The 15,053-nt window shown below is 60.0% G+C and carries 13 protein-coding genes; 8 read left to right on the top strand and 5 right to left on the bottom strand.

The window, feature by feature from the left end; genetic code table 11:
• Nucleotides 1-19: 19 nt before the first annotated feature.
• From cyoB to cyoD, 3 genes are read left to right on the top strand one after another with little or no spacing between them, the layout of a single operon-like run.
• A complete protein-coding gene (gene cyoB, locus AXG89_RS22795) occupies nucleotides 20-1,951 on the top strand; it encodes a cytochrome o ubiquinol oxidase subunit I (protein WP_062172661.1) in 1,932 nt (643 codons plus the stop codon).
• Nucleotides 1,951-2,568 carry a cytochrome o ubiquinol oxidase subunit III gene (cyoC, locus tag AXG89_RS22790; RefSeq protein WP_062172518.1) on the top strand — a complete coding sequence of 206 codons (618 nt, stop codon included), beginning with the start codon at nucleotides 1,951-1,953 and terminating at the stop codon, nucleotides 2,566-2,568. Before cyoB ends, cyoC begins: the two co-directional genes overlap by 1 nt.
• Nucleotides 2,569-2,901 (top strand): cytochrome o ubiquinol oxidase subunit IV, encoded by a 333-nt coding sequence (cyoD, locus tag AXG89_RS22785; RefSeq protein WP_062172517.1) that lies wholly within the window; start codon nucleotides 2,569-2,571, stop codon nucleotides 2,899-2,901.
• A 7-nt stretch (nucleotides 2,902-2,908) separates the two neighbouring features.
• Here the strand turns inward: cyoD and AXG89_RS22780 are convergent, their stop codons facing one another.
• A complete protein-coding gene (locus AXG89_RS22780; RefSeq protein WP_062172516.1) occupies nucleotides 2,909-4,735 on the bottom strand; it encodes an FUSC family protein in 1,827 nt (608 codons plus the stop codon).
• A gap of 204 nt (nucleotides 4,736-4,939) precedes the next feature.
• Nucleotides 4,940-5,377, bottom strand: a complete 438-nt coding sequence (locus tag AXG89_RS22775) for a hypothetical protein (RefSeq protein ID WP_062002806.1) — start codon at nucleotides 5,375-5,377, stop codon at nucleotides 4,940-4,942.
• Between the two features lie 277 nt (nucleotides 5,378-5,654).
• Between AXG89_RS22775 and AXG89_RS22770 the strand changes: the two genes are divergently transcribed.
• Complete coding sequence (locus AXG89_RS22770) at nucleotides 5,655-6,017, top strand: glyoxalase superfamily protein (RefSeq protein WP_062172660.1); 363 nt, start codon at nucleotides 5,655-5,657, stop codon at nucleotides 6,015-6,017.
• Between the two features lie 54 nt (nucleotides 6,018-6,071).
• On the opposite strand, the gene AXG89_RS22765 is transcribed toward AXG89_RS22770, so the two are convergent.
• The gene (locus AXG89_RS22765) at nucleotides 6,072-7,178 is read right to left on the bottom strand and encodes a catalase family protein (protein WP_062172515.1); all 1,107 of its coding nucleotides are present in this window, start codon (nucleotides 7,176-7,178) and stop codon (nucleotides 6,072-6,074) included.
• 281 nt (nucleotides 7,179-7,459) lie between these two features.
• On the opposite strand from AXG89_RS22765, the gene AXG89_RS42280 reads away from it, so the two are divergent.
• Nucleotides 7,460-7,747, top strand: coding sequence for a hypothetical protein (locus AXG89_RS42280; protein WP_143325613.1), 288 nt, complete (start codon nucleotides 7,460-7,462; stop codon nucleotides 7,745-7,747).
• Nucleotides 7,748-7,804: 57 nt separating this feature from the next.
• Nucleotides 7,805-9,910, top strand: coding sequence for a phosphocholine-specific phospholipase C (locus tag AXG89_RS22760; RefSeq protein WP_062172514.1), 2,106 nt, complete (start codon nucleotides 7,805-7,807; stop codon nucleotides 9,908-9,910).
• A 327-nt stretch (nucleotides 9,911-10,237) separates the two neighbouring features.
• Here the strand turns inward: AXG89_RS22760 and AXG89_RS22755 are convergent, their stop codons facing one another.
• Complete coding sequence (locus AXG89_RS22755) at nucleotides 10,238-11,905, bottom strand: hypothetical protein (protein WP_236873440.1); 1,668 nt, start codon at nucleotides 11,903-11,905, stop codon at nucleotides 10,238-10,240.
• Between AXG89_RS22755 and AXG89_RS43115 the strand changes: the two genes are divergently transcribed.
• A complete protein-coding gene (locus tag AXG89_RS43115; RefSeq protein ID WP_236873439.1) occupies nucleotides 11,904-12,242 on the top strand; it encodes a hypothetical protein in 339 nt (112 codons plus the stop codon). The two genes, AXG89_RS22755 and AXG89_RS43115, sit on opposite strands and share 2 nt — an antisense overlap.
• 847 nt (nucleotides 12,243-13,089) lie before the next feature.
• A complete protein-coding gene (locus AXG89_RS22750) occupies nucleotides 13,090-13,941 on the top strand; it encodes a PA4780 family RIO1-like protein kinase (protein WP_062172512.1) in 852 nt (283 codons plus the stop codon).
• On the opposite strand, the gene AXG89_RS22745 is transcribed toward AXG89_RS22750, so the two are convergent.
• Nucleotides 13,942-14,799 (bottom strand): NAD-dependent protein deacetylase, encoded by an 858-nt coding sequence (locus AXG89_RS22745; RefSeq protein WP_062172511.1) that lies wholly within the window; start codon nucleotides 14,797-14,799, stop codon nucleotides 13,942-13,944.
• Between the last annotated feature and the right edge of the window lie 254 nt (nucleotides 14,800-15,053).

Genomic DNA, 15,053 nt, shown 5'->3' with positions numbered 1-15,053 from the left:
GTTCGACCAGCCCATCATCATGGGCGCGGGCGTCATGATGGTTATCGCGGCGCTGGCCGTGCTGGTCCCGGTGACCTATTACAAGAAGTGGGGTTATCTGTGGAATGAATGGCTGACGAGCGTCGATCACAAGAAAATCGGCGTGATGTATATCGTCATTGCGTTCATCATGCTTTTGCGCGGTTTCGCCGACGCCATCATGATGCGCACGCAACTCGCGCTCGCTTATCACTCACCCGGTTATCTGCCGCCTCATCATTACGACCAGATCTTCACGGCGCATGGCGTGATCATGATTTTCTTCATGGCCATGACCTTCATGGTCGGCCTGATGAATATCGTGGTGCCGCTCCAGATCGGCGCGCGTGATGTCGCTTTCCCGTTCATCAACTCACTGAGCTTCTGGATGACCGCGGTGAGCGTGGTGCTCATCAATATGTCGCTCGTGATCGGCGAGTTCGCGCAAACCGGATGGCTCGCTTATCCGCCGTTATCCGAACTGCAATTCAGCCCGGGCGTCGGGGTGGATTATTACTTGTGGAGCCTGCAGCTTTCAGGCGTCGGCACGCTGCTGACCGGCGTCAACTTCTTCGTCACCATCGTGAAGATGCGCGCGCCCGGCATGAGCTGGATGAAGATTCCCGTCTTCACATGGACGGCGCTCTGCACGAACGTGCTGATCATGGCGTCGTTCCCCATCCTGACGGTCACGCTTGCGTTGCTCGGCCTCGACCGCTATCTCGGCATGCACTTCTTCACGAACACGGCTGGCGGCAACCCCATGCTTTACCTCAACCTGATCTGGGCATGGGGACATCCGGAGGTGTACATCCTGATCCTGCCCGCCTTCGGCATCTTCTCGGAGGTGATTGCGACTCACGCGAAGAAGGCGTTGTTCGGCTACAAGACCATGGTCTACGCGACCTGCTCGATCATGTTCCTCTCGTTCGTGGTGTGGCTGCACCACTTCTTCACGATGGGTTCAGGCGCCAACGTGAATTCGTTCTTCGGCATCATGACCATGATCATCGCGATTCCAACGGGCGTGAAGGTATTCAACTGGCTTTTCACCATCTACAAGGGCCGGCTCGAATACAAACCGGCGGTACTGTGGACCATCGGCTTCATGATCACGTTCACCATAGGCGGCATGACGGGCGTGATGATGGCCATTCCAGGCGCGGACTTCGTGCTGCACAACAGCCTCTTTTTGATCGCGCACTTTCATAACGTGATCATCGGCGGCGTGTTGTTCGGGTACCTCGCGGGCTTCAATTACTGGTTCCCGAAGGCCTTTGGTTTCAAGCTCAACGAGAAGCTCGGCAAACGCGCGTTCTGGTTCTGGCTGGTCGGTTTCTACGTGGCGTTCCTGCCGCTTTACGTGCTCGGGTTCATGGGCATGACGCGCCGCCTGAATCACTACGACAACCCGCAATGGCATCCGTGGCTGCTGCTCGCCGAGGTGGGCGCGGTGCTGATCGCGATCGGGATTGCGCATCAACTGGCTCAGCTCTACGTCAGCATTCGCGACCGCAACCTGCCGGAGAATCGCGACCTGAGCGGCGATCCGTGGGATGGGCGCACGCTCGAATGGGCGACCAGTTCGCCGCCGGCGCCGTATAACTTCGCGGTCATCCCGCACGTTCACGGACTTGATGAATTCATGCATCGCAAGGAATCGGGCGAGCTGGCAACGCCGGTGCATTTCGACGATATCCATATGCCCTCCAACACGGCTGCGGGTGTGTTTATCGGCGTGTTCAGCCTGATGCTCGGCTTCGCCGGCGTCTGGCATATCTGGTGGCTTGCGATCGTCGGCCTGATCGGGATCGTGCTGAGCGTGATCGTGCATTCGAGCATTGAGGACGGTGGTTACTTCATCCCGGCGGAAACGGTTCGCCGGATTGAAGAAGGCCGCGGCCATGCGGCGCTTGCGCAGGAGGTGAAGTAATGCTTCAAAAAGTAAATACGGTGCATCTCGCCGACGAGGATCCCTCGGCGCACCATCATCCCGAGTCGCATAGCGTGTTCGGCTTCTGGCTGTATTTGATGACCGACTGCGTGATTTTCGCAGCCCTCTTTGCGGTGTTCGCGGTGATGAGCCATCAGTTCGCTGGCGGCGCGAGCGCGAAGGATCTCTTCGAGATCAAGGGTGTTGCGATCGAAACGGCAATCCTTCTGGTGAGCAGCATCACCTTCGGCTTTGGCATGATCGGCGCGCAAAAGCAGAATCGCGGAGCGTTGTTGTTCTGGCTTGCGGTGACGTTCTTGCTGGGGCTGTCATTTATCGTGCTCGAGATTCGCGAGTTCTCGCATCTTGTAGCCGAGGGCAACGGGCCGGATCGCAGCGCGTTCCTCTCGTCGTTCTTTACGCTGGTCGGCACGCACGGTTTGCACGTGACCCTGGGTCTGATCTGGATGGTCGTGCTTGCGGGCCAGGTGATCTTCAAGGGGCAGCTCAGCGAAACCATGCTGCGCCGCCTGACATGCCTGAGCCTTTTCTGGCACTTCCTGGACGTAGTATGGATCTGCGTCTTTACGTTTGTCTATCTCGCGAGCGTGGCCTGAATGTCGAACTCAAATGTGCATAGTGGTGGCGAGGCGCACGGCAGCGTGCGCTCTTATCTGATTGGTTTCGCGCTGTCGGTGATCCTGACGGCGGCGTCGTTTTTCATCGTGATGGGGCACGGCATGGAGACCAGCACGGCCATCTTGCTGATCGCCGCGCTAGCGCTGATCCAGGTGGTCGTGCATCTGGTTTATTTCCTGCACCTGAATGCATCGTCGGAACAATCATGGAACGTGATGGCGTTCGGATTCACCGTGATGACGGCGGTGATCCTGATCGGCGGGTCGATCTGGATCATGCACAACGTCAGCATGAACATGATGTCGCGTTGATCACGCGTCAGGTTTGACGTGCCGTTGTGAGTTCGCTGGAACGGGTCTCGTGATTCATTGAAGACGCAGCGGCACGCCCCGAACGCAATGCAAACAACGACATCGCACCCGCCAGACGGGCGCGAATTTTATCGATCGCAGCGACGTGACTTGCGCCGCGCGCTGTAAGCCCGGTCAGTTCCCGCGCGGTCTGCACGCATGCAAAGAGTGGTCCGATAGCAAGCTCCATCTGCGTATTCCATGCAAACACACGCTGCGTGCGCAAGGGGCGCAACGCCGCTTGCAATTCGTGCCAGCGACGGTCGAGCGTGCGCATGGACGCGATGCTTGCGTGCGCATCAAATGATGTTTCGGTTAGACGCGTGATCTCATTGAGCGCGGCGAGCACGCTCTCCACTTTTGCATCGATGTGATGCGACGTCCGCAGCGGCATCATCAGTACGGCCACCGCCACGGCCACCACGCAGCCAACGAACACTTCCTCCACGCGCATTTCGACCAGTGGGCCGATCGCGAATCCCAATTCGCCATAGATCAGCCCCACCAGCACAGTGATGAAAAACACACCTTGCCCGTAGGAGGTCAGGATGAAGTACGCCCAGCCGAAGACACACAAGATCATCGCGATGACGATCAACACCGGCATGCCATGAAGCAGTTCGACCAGCATCGCGCTGACCGCAACGCCGGCCAGCGTGCCGCCTACGCGCTCCCCAGTCTTGCGGATCGTGTCGCCGCGCGAACGTGTGCCGAGGAAAACGACGAAGGTAGTGATGACCGCCCAGAACCAGCGTTCAGGCGAAACCGAATGTCCGATCAGCATGGCGATCAACGCCGCCGTCGTGGCCCGGCTTGCTGGCAGCCATGAAAGAAGCCCGCGCCACGAGGCAATGGATTTCTTCGATGCCGCTGCGCGCGTGGTCGAACTTCCCGCATCCTGGCCCGCACGCGCAAGACGCCTTAGCGCGATTCGCAAGCGTTCATCGGTTTGTTCGAGCAGCGCGCCTTCCCGTGCATGCAGGGCGGCGTCGATTTCCACCTCGATCAACCTCGCGCGCAGCCGCTGTGCGCCGGCGAAATCGAGCAGATCGAGTTGCTCTTCGACGGCGAGCGCCGCTTCGTTGAGGGACGATAAATGGGCGATCGCCTGCGCTTCATCCGCGCGACGGTCAGCGAGAACGAGCGCCGCGCGCTGCGCAACCGTGCTCAGTGCGCGCTGCAGGGTGGCGCGCGGATGCGTGGGTACGAGTACGCGCCCGGTGAGCACGACAATGGCGACGCCTGCGGTCGATAACGCCAGCGTCATGCACGCATGCGCAAACGTCGGATGCAGATAAAGCCCGAGATAGAACGCGACGACAGCGGTCATTGCACTACCGAGCGCGCGCGGCCCGCACGCCTGTACCAGCATGCCGGTGAAGAGCACGGCGAGAAAGGCGGCATCGGCGGCAAGCGGCCAAGGGGCAAGCGCAGTGGCGGCCACGAAACTCGCGCATCCCGCGCCGTAGATTGCTGCAAGGGAACGCAACCAGCCGCGCCATCCGGCATCGCGCAGAAACAGCGGTGCGATCATCGCGAACAACAATGCGAATGCCGCGAGCGTCGGCGGCCGATGCGTCGCGACGGTCCAGCCGATCGTCACGAACCCGGTCAGCAAACACGCAAGCGCGCTGCGCAACGCGGTATGAAAGCGCAACAGTCCGGGATCGGAGCCAAGCAGGAGGCACAGCAGGCGTGATGAGGGAACGGGAGCAACAGCGGCACAAGACGCGCCGGCAGCGGGCTGGAAGCGATGCGCACGATAAAAAACCTGCGCAATGGAAGCGATGGACATGTGTAATACCCGGGGCAAGTGCCGGTAACGGCTTGTGACCGCTTCCGATACGACGAGTCCGCCGCGGCGGACTCTCCTGTTTGCGTCGGGCAAGAGAGTCAGCCGGGATCGCCGGCGAACGTCTTGCCACGGGACGCGCACGAAAACGCAAAGCGTTTCGCGTATACCCGAATACTACCGCGTCAAAATTACGATCTTTGGGGTTTACCCGATTTGTTCTGGCCGGCGCATCTCGTCGACCGCCTCGCACGCTTCTGCCACTACCTGTGCAAGTTCGACGAGTTCGGTTTCCGCCGTGGTCGTGGCCTCGACAAGCGACGCCACCGCGGCATCCAGTTCGCCAGCGGTGCCCGTCTCGTTTGAAAAATACTTCAGAGGCAGACTTGCAAGCGCTTCGGCGTTCGCCGACGCCTCGTCGGTCAGCGCGCATAAACGCACGAGGTTTTCGCACAGCAGCTCGAGCGCCTTTGTCGCGTATTCGCATAAAGCCGGGTCACTCGCCGGATCGTGCGCCATGAAGTCCAGCACGCCTCGCGAGCGCTCGACCTCGCGTGCGAGTGCGTAGCTCCGATCGCGCGCCGCGCTGAGCCGCTTCGCATAGTCGCCAAGCTGCATGACCTGCTGCGCCGTGTCGATTGCCATATGTTCTCCCGTGCTCTCTGCCCGCAGCATTGTTTTATGGTCACGTCCGCGTTCGCCTGTGTCTAACCAAGGCCCCGGTGCGGAGTTGTCGCGGCGTTTGCAAGCTGCCGCTGACAACGTTTTTACGGCATGTAAGGGAGAAGCTTTAATGAATTCTTCATATATATGCGCCCCCACGTACCGGCCTTGGTGAGCAAACGTTCGACGGTTCGCGCGGGTGGGCAAGGGCGTGCGTATGCGGCAAGATCGAGTGTCCTGAAACGCGTTGGAGCTCGCTTTGAAACTGTCGCCCGCCATCCCTATCTTCCGAATTTTTTCCATCGATAAAGCCAGGGAGTTTTACGTCGATTTCCTTGGCTTCAAATGGGAATGGGAACACCGGTTTTCGGAAGACGCACCGCTTTACGCACAGATTTCGCGCGATGCAATGACGCTGCATCTGAGCGAACATTTCGGCGATGCCACGCCGGGCTCCGCACTGTTCGTCCCCACGAAAGGTATCGATGAATGGCATGCCGAGTTGACGCAAAAGAACTACCGGCATGCGCGGCCGGGCGTCGAGACCATGCCATGGGGTCGCGTGCTCTCAGTGTCCGATCCGTTCGGCAATCGCATCAGTTTTTGCGAACGCGCTGAATAAGAAACGCCCGGTTCGCATTCCGCGGACCGGGCGTTGGATTTCAACCGCCGATGATCAGTCGGGCAAGCGGTCCAGTGACTCAGGCTCGTGCATGGGGCAGCCGTTGAACTGGCCCCGGAATCCCGAGGACATTTCATAGGCGGGTTTGCGCGAGCGCTGCACCCCGCCAATTGGCCGATGCGCACTCAGGCCATGCCACGGGCTGAAGGCGAGGCCGTCATCGACCGCTACCGAACGGGCATCGGTCCATGCCGGCTGAGAGACCACCCGGATGCGCGCGACCGTGACGAACGGACTTTCTTCCTCCGACCATTTCTTCGATGCATCTTCAACCGGCATCTTCTCTATGTCGGTCGCGAGTTGCACCCGCACTTCCCACTCGCCGCCGGTGGTCGCGAAAAATTCATTGACCGCTTCGCGCAGGCCATTGGGTTTGTCGTCGAGATCCACGGGCGCATCTTTCAGCGCGACGAGTTCCGGCGATACCGGCACGATCGCAACCTTCCCGTAGTACGAGCCATACAGGACCGGCACGACCGTGGAGTAGGTCTCGCCAAGCAGGTTTGTTTTCGGGTGCCCGCCGAGGCTCTTCAGCGTGCCGCTCTCGCCGCCCAGTGCCTCGACAGCGGACTCGGTGCCGCGCAATACCGCCGATAACGCCTGCTTAAGGCCAGGCGCTTTATCGGTTGTCTTCGCCAGCGCCTTGAGCGTGGTGAGAAACGCCTTCGGCGTCGCGGCGGTAAACGCAAGCGCGTTCTGCATCACGAAGTCCTGCGTCACCTGGCCTTCGGCGCCGGGCAAACGCTCTCCTTGCACGCCGATGATTTTCAACGCGAGGCCACGCGGCGTGGAAACCTTGTCATCGAGGATATCGCCGGGGTTAGTCGAAAACCGCATGACGACAGGGAACGTTCCGGGCTTGGCAAACGCGCCTTGTGCGAGCTCGAGCGGCAAACCTTCCGGCACGGTCAGCTCGCCTTGCAGCAAGCCGTGACTTTTTGCGTGGACGCTGCGCACGGCATGACCATAGTCGGCGGAAGTGGCTTCAATGATGCCTCGCAGCGTCTTGACGAGGTCCTGCGTTGTCTCGGCTTCGTCGGCGGGGATTTGCTCGAAAGTGGAATCGAACAGCAAAGGGCGGATGCTGAGTGGCGTCGACATGTGGGGCGTTCCGGTAGATTTCTCGGGACTAACTAGTCAATTAATGCAGAAGGCTCGCGCAATCGCTGTTCCCGGGACGTGCAGCATGACGACGCCCCAACCCTTCCTTAAGCCGACGACTACATTACGTTGTCGTTACGGCAATCGATTATTTCCTTTATTTAATAATTCCTACACGTGTAATTTCTATCCTCTCGCTAGTTCATTTGGTGTCATGCCGTGCAATGCCCTCGCAAAGCGTTCGCGCATGACAACGTTTGCCTTCCGTCCAGAGGACGCTTGTGTTCAAGAGATCCGTCACCGTCGCCTGGATGCTGTGCGCGATGCTTGGTTGCCCGATGCTCGTCGCCTGTGGCGATCACGATGCGCCATCGTCGGCCGCTCCATCCTCCTTACCGCAAACCGATACTGCCGCGCCGCTCCCGGCAAGTTCATCGGACATCCAGAATTGGGCATTGCAGCAGACGCAGCCTTCCACGGCTGTGTCGAGCCTTGGCCCGCCGAAAGAATCCCCCGCCTCGCCTGCGTCCGACCCCCTGCTGCCTCCCGTGATTCACGAGGCGGAGTGATTTCGATGTACGACCTGCAATCTCCACTCTCTCCCCCACCCCGACTGATAAAAACCCATGACCTTAAAAAGCCGACGTGACTTCCTCAGGGCCGCTGTTCAGGCCGCCGGTTCCGCCACTGCAATGGGCGTCGTGCCCGCAGGCATTCGCAACGCACTCGCCATCCCCGCCAACAATGTGCACGGCAGCATCCAGGACGTCGAGCACATCGTCGTGCTGATGCAGGAAAATCGTTCATTCGATCATTACTTCGGCACGCTGCAAGGCGTACGCGGGTTCGGCGATACACGCGCCGTCACGCTGCCCAACGGCAAGCCGGTGTTCAATCAGCCGCTGGCTGCAGGCCTTGGCGAAGTGCTGCCCTTCCGTCCCAGCGCGCCGGATCTCGGCAACCAGTTCATCCAGGACTTGCCGCATGACTGGAAGTCGGGCAAAGGCGCCTACAACGACGGCCGCTACGACCAATGGGTGCCCTACAAGGGCACGACGACCATGGCGTATCTGACGCGCGAGGACATTCCATTTCACTACCAGCTCGCCGATGCCTTCACGATCTGCGATGCATACCACTGCTCGATCAATTCATCGACCGATCCGAATCGCTATTACATGTGGACCGGCTGGGTCGGCAACGACGGCAACGGCGGCGGACCGGTCATCGACAATGCGGAAGTCGGCTATAGCTGGGGGTCGTATCCGGAGGTGCTGGAGAAGGCAAACATCTCGTGGAAGATCTATCAGGACGCGGGCACGGGACTCGACGCCAACGGTTCGTGGGGCTGGACCAACGACCCGTACATTGGCAACTATGGCGACAACGCACTGCTTTACCTGAACCAGTATCGCAACGCGCAGCCGGGTAGCGCGCTGTATCAGAAGGCGCGTACGGGCACGAACGCCCAAGCAGGCGACGGATACTTCGATATCCTCAAGCGCGATGTCCAGAACAACGCGTTGCCGCAGGTTTCGTGGATCGTTGCGCCCGAAGCGTTCTCGGAGCATCCGAACTGGCCGGCGAACTACGGCGCGTGGTACGTCGACCAGGTGCTGCAGATTCTCACGTCGAATCCGGCGGTCTGGAGCAAGACGGTCTTGCTGATCAACTATGACGAGAACGATGGTTTCTTCGATCACGTCGTGCCGCCGTTTCCGCCCGCGTCTGCGTCCGACGGCAAGTCCACGGTCAGTATCGTCAACGAGATCTTCCCGGGCAGCTCGACCTACCAGAGCGGTGCATACGGCCTGGGGACGCGGGTGCCGATGCTGGTCGTTTCGCCGTGGTCAAAAGGCGGTTTCGTGTGCTCGGAGGTCTTCGATCATACGTCCGTGATTCAATTCATCGAGAAGCGTTTTGGTTCGCGTCCGAATGTCATCGAATCGAACATCACGCCATGGCGCCGGGCGATCTGCGGTGACCTGACATCCGCGTTCAACTTCAAGAACCCGAACGCAACCCTGCCGACGTTGCCCGATACAAGCGGTTACGCCCCGGTTCAGAAAATTCGTCATCCCGACTATGTTCCGGTGCCGCCCGCCATCCAGGCCGTACCGAAACAGGAAGCCGGTGTACGTCAGGCGCGTGCGCTGCCTTATGAGTTGTTCGTTCACGCGCATGCAGGCACCACCAACGGCGTCACGTTCGATTTCATCAACACGGGCAGCGTGGGCGCGACGTTTTTGGTTTTCACCGCGAACAGCACGACAGCGCCAAGCTGCTATACGGTCGAAGCCGGAAAGCGTCTGCGTGATGATTTGCCGCTGGCGGCTTCCAACGCATACGACTACGTGATCCACGGTCCCAATGGTTTCTTGCGGCGCTTTGCCGGCAAGGCTGTGGAGCAGCATTGGTGGAGTGACAATCAGGCGATCGCCGAAGTGGTCGAAGGCTACGATGTCGCGAATGGCAACCTTCAACTGCGCCTGAAGAATCTCGGAACCGGGAAATGCAACTTTACGATCACCAGCGCTTATGAAACCGGCGCCACGATCAAGCAGCCGATTCGCGGCGGCGGGACGGAGACGGTTTATCTGGATCTGCGTGAAGCGTTCGGGTGGTATGACGTGACGATTACCATCGATACGGACAGCTCGTTCGTGCGGCGATTTGCCGGGCATGTGGAGACCGGCAAGAGCAGCATGACGGATCCTGCGCTGGGGAGTTAAGGGGGTCGCCGGGGGCGCTGCAAGGAGTTTTTGTTGTGGCGCTTCCGGGATTGTTTTGGCGAGTGCGTCACTTGCTTGCGATGCCGCGCTTTTAACTTAGTCGAATCTCGTTGTTGAGACACCTCACGCTAACGCACTTTTCCGCGCGCTCATCTGAAAATGGGCGCCCGGCGTGACCGTCGGGTAATCTGGGATTTAAAGCAACAGACGGACATAGGCGAGCACAGCGATAGACGCTAACCCGCTTTGAGGCATTACGCCCGCGGTCGCCCGATCTCCGACGCCTTGCGCATATGGCGATTCACCACACGCGTTACGCCTGCTCCGTCACGCGCCGGTGTAACCCACGGGCAACGTCGCGTTCGCCTTGGCCACGCCGGCGTTCTTCGACACCACGTACAACGGTGCTTCGGTCAAATTCAATGAAACCACACCGTTGCCATAGGCAACGCTCGAAGCATTGCCCATCCAGTCCAGCACCTGAACCGTACCGCTCGTGCCCGGGGCATCGACCGCGAGCGTATAGCCCACGCTATAGGTTTGGCTAAAGCCGCCGCTTGCACTCCAGACCGCATTGTTGTGGGTCCACAAGGCCGTCACCGCATTGCCCGTCCCGCGCTGCTCGAACGCATAGGCGTAGACGCCCGAAGGCGTACCGCTCACGGGACCGAGCGTGATCGTCCCGTCGAGCACGCGTGTCATCGCCGCGACCGCCAGCGCCGCGGGCTTTGGACTGACGTTGCTAGCGCCAAACGATCCCTGTGCGTTCGATAAATCGAAGAACGTGCCGTAACCGGTCTCCCCCGGATAGTCCGCACCGTAGAACACATAGGTCTGATCCGCGCCTTCACCCAGCAGGATGATGTGGGTGCGCGCGACAATCGCGCCCTGCGCAAACAGCACGTTCGATGTCGGATAGTCAGGTCCGTACGACGTCCCGAGGTCGTAGCTGATACCCGTTTCAGTGGCAAACAGCTTTATGCCCGGCCGATAATCCGCCTGCATCTCCTGACGCAAGTTACGCATTTCGTTCATCAGCGCATTGGCGGCATTGGCCGGATCGGGATCGGTGGCAAGACGCTCCGGCGGATGCGACGGCGATGTGCCGGCATCGTAATACCCGTGGGTCGCGATGCCGTCCAGATACTGCGCAAGACCGAGCGGCGCCATGGCTTTGAGCCGATTCGTGGTCAGCGATGGAAACGCGCCTGTCGGTCCCATCACGACCGCGTTGGGGTCCGTCGCATGAAGTCCCGTGTATGCAAGCTTGTAAAGCGTCACGAAATCCGCGCTCGACCCCAGCCACGTCTGGTCCGGCTCCCACGTGACCTGATAGTAGTTGCTGGTCATCGCCGGGAAGTACTTTCTGCGCATTGCTTCGGTTTCCGAACCAACCTGGTTCAGATAAGACTGATACCCTGCCTGATCCTTCGGCAAGTACGCGCTGTCGATGAACGCGCCGGTCGGGCTGGCCCATGCCGGGATGCCGTCCAGGCGCACGAGCCGCATGATCTGGCCGCTTGAATAACCGGTATCGGTCGTCGTGGCCGCCGCGGCGAAGCTGTTGGGGCCATTCGGCTCCGTGCTGGACAACTGGCGGTCATCGATTGTCGAGCTGATTCCGAGCGCGCCCAGCATCGCTGTCCAGCCGTTGAAACCCTGCATGCCGAACCGGTGCTGCTCCTGATGCGCATAGGTGGGCGCCGGCAGGCTTGGAGTGACATCGGGCAGAACACCGAAGGTTGCGAAACCGGTCGGGCGCGTGCCTGCCGTCGGGACGCTGCCACCCGCTTTTGCAAGCGTCGCCGATACCGCGAAGTAACCCGCCAGTGTCGACGTGCAATTGAGCGTCGTCGTACTGCCGCCCGATGGCGCCGCGAAGTTGCCGCTCGCCACGGTCTTGCCGAGCGCATCGTTGACGGTCCATGCAAGCGTGTCGGCACCCGGAGGGTTTGCCGCGATCGCGAGCTGGAAGGTCGAACCGGATGCGAACATGCGTGTGCCATCGGCGCTGGGGGTGTCGACTGCGATCAATCCGCCGCCCGATGACGCCACGCTCGTGACCGGCGCCGCGCACGTCATTACCAAGGCCGCGTTCGACACCACCGATGGCGAGACCACTGCGGGGGTCGCGCCGGCGACTACACCCGCGTTGCCGGTTGTCCCTGCAGTGCCGCTTGCCGGGTCACCCGAAGCCGGTGCGGACGTGCCGGAAGCGGTGACTGAACCGTTCCCGCTTGCAGCGGCAGCCGCGCCGCCACCGCTGGCGGCGTTGCTGGAACCGCCGCCTCCTCCGCCGCCGCATGCGGCCAACGACAGCAGAACTGAATAAATTGAATAGCTGAGTAGCGCGTTCGTTTTCATTCGATGATCGCCTGGTCGTAGCGGTGAAGCCGGGATCGGGCACAGCAGTGCCCCCAAGCGCCCAACAAGGGAACTCGGCGAAGGATTGAATTTGGAGAAAAGGCTCGCAGCGATGGCGTATCGCAAAACGGAATTGCTTAATTGCAACCGCCACGCACGCTGAAATCCGAAATGATGTTACATAGACGAAACGTTTTAAACCAGTAATATCGACGTAACAATTTGTAACGCGACATAAAAATCGGTAATTACATAATCATCAGATTATTTAGATCAAATGCCACGCGACTTAAACGGAATGGTCAACCTCTCCAATATCAATGCGCTGAATATTCATACTATATGATAATAACAGGGTGTTTCAGAAGTGAACCGTTTCTGCCGTTACAGTGCCGTGCGTTGGCCCGCTGGCTCCGCACTACAAACAGCGCTTTCAATTCGCTACGTCTACGCGTCCACCGCCCGGATATAAACCCATGGCTCAAAGTCCTCGTAAAAATCTCGTCCGAAACTTTGCATACTGCCAATCCTGATTAACGGACGGCTTATTCAGAACTTGAGCGTTGGTTTTACTGATAGCCTCGATGTCTGCCATTGAACCGATCAGGCTCTTTTCAACGCATGTCCGAAGATTCGCTCCAGCCTCACCGAGTCAAAACGCGTTTTCCGCAAACCGGAGCCCTTGCCGGACGCCGCCCGTTCTGCCCGTGCTTGTCCGCGTTGCCTTTATAATCCGCCATGATTCCAATTTCCTGCCTCCCTGCCTTCCGCCCTCTTCGCGATTCCCGCGAAGTCCTTTCCTGTGCGGCGGCCTCATGAAAACACCAAAAAGACTGCTGCCATTGCTGGAAGAAGGGCTGATCGACGAGGTCATCGGCCAGTTGATGAGCGGCAAGGAAGCGACCGTATATGTGGTACGAAGCGGCGATTCCACCCGTTGCGCGAAGGTCTATAAGGACGCGAAGCAGCGCAGCTTCCGTCAGGCGGCGTCGTATCGCGAGGGACGCACGGTGAAGAACAGCCGGCAAGCGCGTGCGATGGAAAAAGGCACGCGCTACGGCCGGCAAATGCAGGAAGAGGCGTGGCAGAACGCAGAAGTCGATGCGCTGTTCCGGCTGGCGAATGCCGGCGTTCGTGTACCGCAGCCGTACATATGCACCGACGGCGTGTTGCTGATGGAACTCGTGGTGGACGCGCAAGGCGACGTCGCGCCGCGACTGAACGACGTGGACATGAGTCACGACCGCGCGCTCGAATTGCACGCCGCGCTGCTGCGTGAAGTGGTGCGCATGCTGTGTGCGGGCATGATTCACGGCGACTTGTCCGAGTACAACATCCTGCTTGCATCGGACGGTCCGGTGATCATCGACTTGCCGCAGGCCGTCGACGCCGCCGGGAACAACGAAGCGTCCGCCATGCTGCAGCGTGACGTGGAAAACCTCGCGACCTACTTCGGCCAGTTCGCGCCGGAATTGCTCAAGTCGAACTACGGCAAGGAAATGTGGACGCTCTACGAAGCGGGACTGCTCACCGTGGATACGAAGCTCACAGGCCACGTCGAAGCCGATACAACCCCGGTCGATCTCGAAGCCGTGATGCAGGAGATCGAGGACATCCGGCTTGAAGAAGAAGCGCGCATCCGGCGCGAGCAGGAACAGGGCAACTGATTACCGGTTGCCTTCGAGCGCATCGGCCAGGCCGGACAGCACCGGCCCACATTGGGCTTCGACCTTGAACTGCAGGAGCGCATCCGCCCGGGTGTGCCCCAAATTGACCGCCGCGATGGGCTTGCCGGCACGCGCCGCCCATTCGCAAAACCGAAAACCCGAATACACCATCAGCGACGAGCCGAGCACGAGCATGGCATCGGCCTGATCGAGCGCGGCCGCAGCCGCATCCACGCGCGTGCGCGGCACGCCCTCGCCGAAAAACACGACGTCAGGCTTCAACATCCCGCCGCAGCGCGTGCAAGGCGGCACCTGGACCGCGTTGAAATCGTAGCCTTCCAGTTGCGCATCGCCGTCCGCCACCGGCAATGCTGCCAATCCAACGAAGCCCGGGTTATCCGCAATGAGCCGCTGCTGTAGCGCCGCCCGCGGCGTCTCGTCACCACATGTCATGCAGCGCACCCGGCCAATGTTGCCATGCAGTTCGATCACGTGCGTGTTGCCCGCGCTCGTATGAAGTCCGTCGACATTTTGCGTGACGAGCCGTTCGAAAACACCCAGCCGTTCCAGCCGCGCTACCGCCAGATGCGCCGCATTGGGCGCGGCGCCCGCGAGCATCGGCCAGCCGATCATGCTGCGCGCCCAGTAGCGCTTGCGCGCGAACTCGGAGCCGAGAAAATCCTTCAGCAGGATGGGCGCGCGACCCGTGCGCTGACCTTCCTTGTCGCGATAGCAAGGTATTCCGGATTCCGTACTAATACCGGCACCGGTCAGAACGAACAGTTGCGGATACCGTTCGACAAACTCCAGAAGCGGATTGGAGAGCGCGGAAGATGCGCTTGGGAAGGGAGTATTCATTGCTGAAATAGTAACGGCAATGCGTATTGTTTGCTTGGGCGGCGAGCCGACGGTGTTTCATTTTCCGTGCGCCCGAAAGGGTACGTTACCCGCAAAAAGCGAGCTCACCACGGCGGCCTTTCTTTGCGTTAGCCTTGGCTTGACTGCAGAAGACAAGCGGTTGCCAACCTTTCGTTCGCAGCATCTTTTTGCCCGATAGCGAACAGTCCCTTAACAAAACACAACCCGATAAGTGAATAGTGTCCGCGTCCAGG

Source organism: Burkholderia sp. PAMC 26561 (assembly GCF_001557535.2).
GTDB lineage: Bacteria > Pseudomonadota > Gammaproteobacteria > Burkholderiales > Burkholderiaceae > Caballeronia.
This window is presented reverse-complemented; position numbering and strand designations above follow the sequence as displayed.

Excerpts from the sequence above, each read along its gene's own strand:
- AXG89_RS22760 (WP_062172514.1), top strand. The coding sequence starts at position 7,805 with ATGACCTTAAAAAGCCGACGTGACTTCCTCAGGGCCGCTGTTCAGGCC.
- AXG89_RS22775 (WP_062002806.1), bottom strand. The coding sequence starts at position 5,377 with ATGGCAATCGACACGGCGCAGCAGGTCATGCAGCTTGGCGACTATGCG.
- cyoB (WP_062172661.1), top strand. The coding sequence starts at position 20 with ATGGGCGCGGGCGTCATGATGGTTATCGCGGCGCTGGCCGTGCTGGTC.
- AXG89_RS22750 (WP_062172512.1), top strand. The coding sequence starts at position 13,090 with ATGAAAACACCAAAAAGACTGCTGCCATTGCTGGAAGAAGGGCTGATC.
- AXG89_RS43115 (WP_236873439.1), top strand. The coding sequence starts at position 11,904 with ATGCGTGTGCCATCGGCGCTGGGGGTGTCGACTGCGATCAATCCGCCG.
- AXG89_RS22755 (WP_236873440.1), bottom strand. The coding sequence starts at position 11,905 with ATGTTCGCATCCGGTTCGACCTTCCAGCTCGCGATCGCGGCAAACCCT.
- AXG89_RS22745 (WP_062172511.1), bottom strand. The coding sequence starts at position 14,799 with ATGAATACTCCCTTCCCAAGCGCATCTTCCGCGCTCTCCAATCCGCTT.
- AXG89_RS22780 (WP_062172516.1), bottom strand. The coding sequence starts at position 4,735 with ATGTCCATCGCTTCCATTGCGCAGGTTTTTTATCGTGCGCATCGCTTC.
- cyoC (WP_062172518.1), top strand. The coding sequence starts at position 1,951 with ATGCTTCAAAAAGTAAATACGGTGCATCTCGCCGACGAGGATCCCTCG.
- cyoD (WP_062172517.1), top strand. The coding sequence starts at position 2,569 with ATGTCGAACTCAAATGTGCATAGTGGTGGCGAGGCGCACGGCAGCGTG.
- AXG89_RS22765 (WP_062172515.1), bottom strand. The coding sequence starts at position 7,178 with ATGTCGACGCCACTCAGCATCCGCCCTTTGCTGTTCGATTCCACTTTC.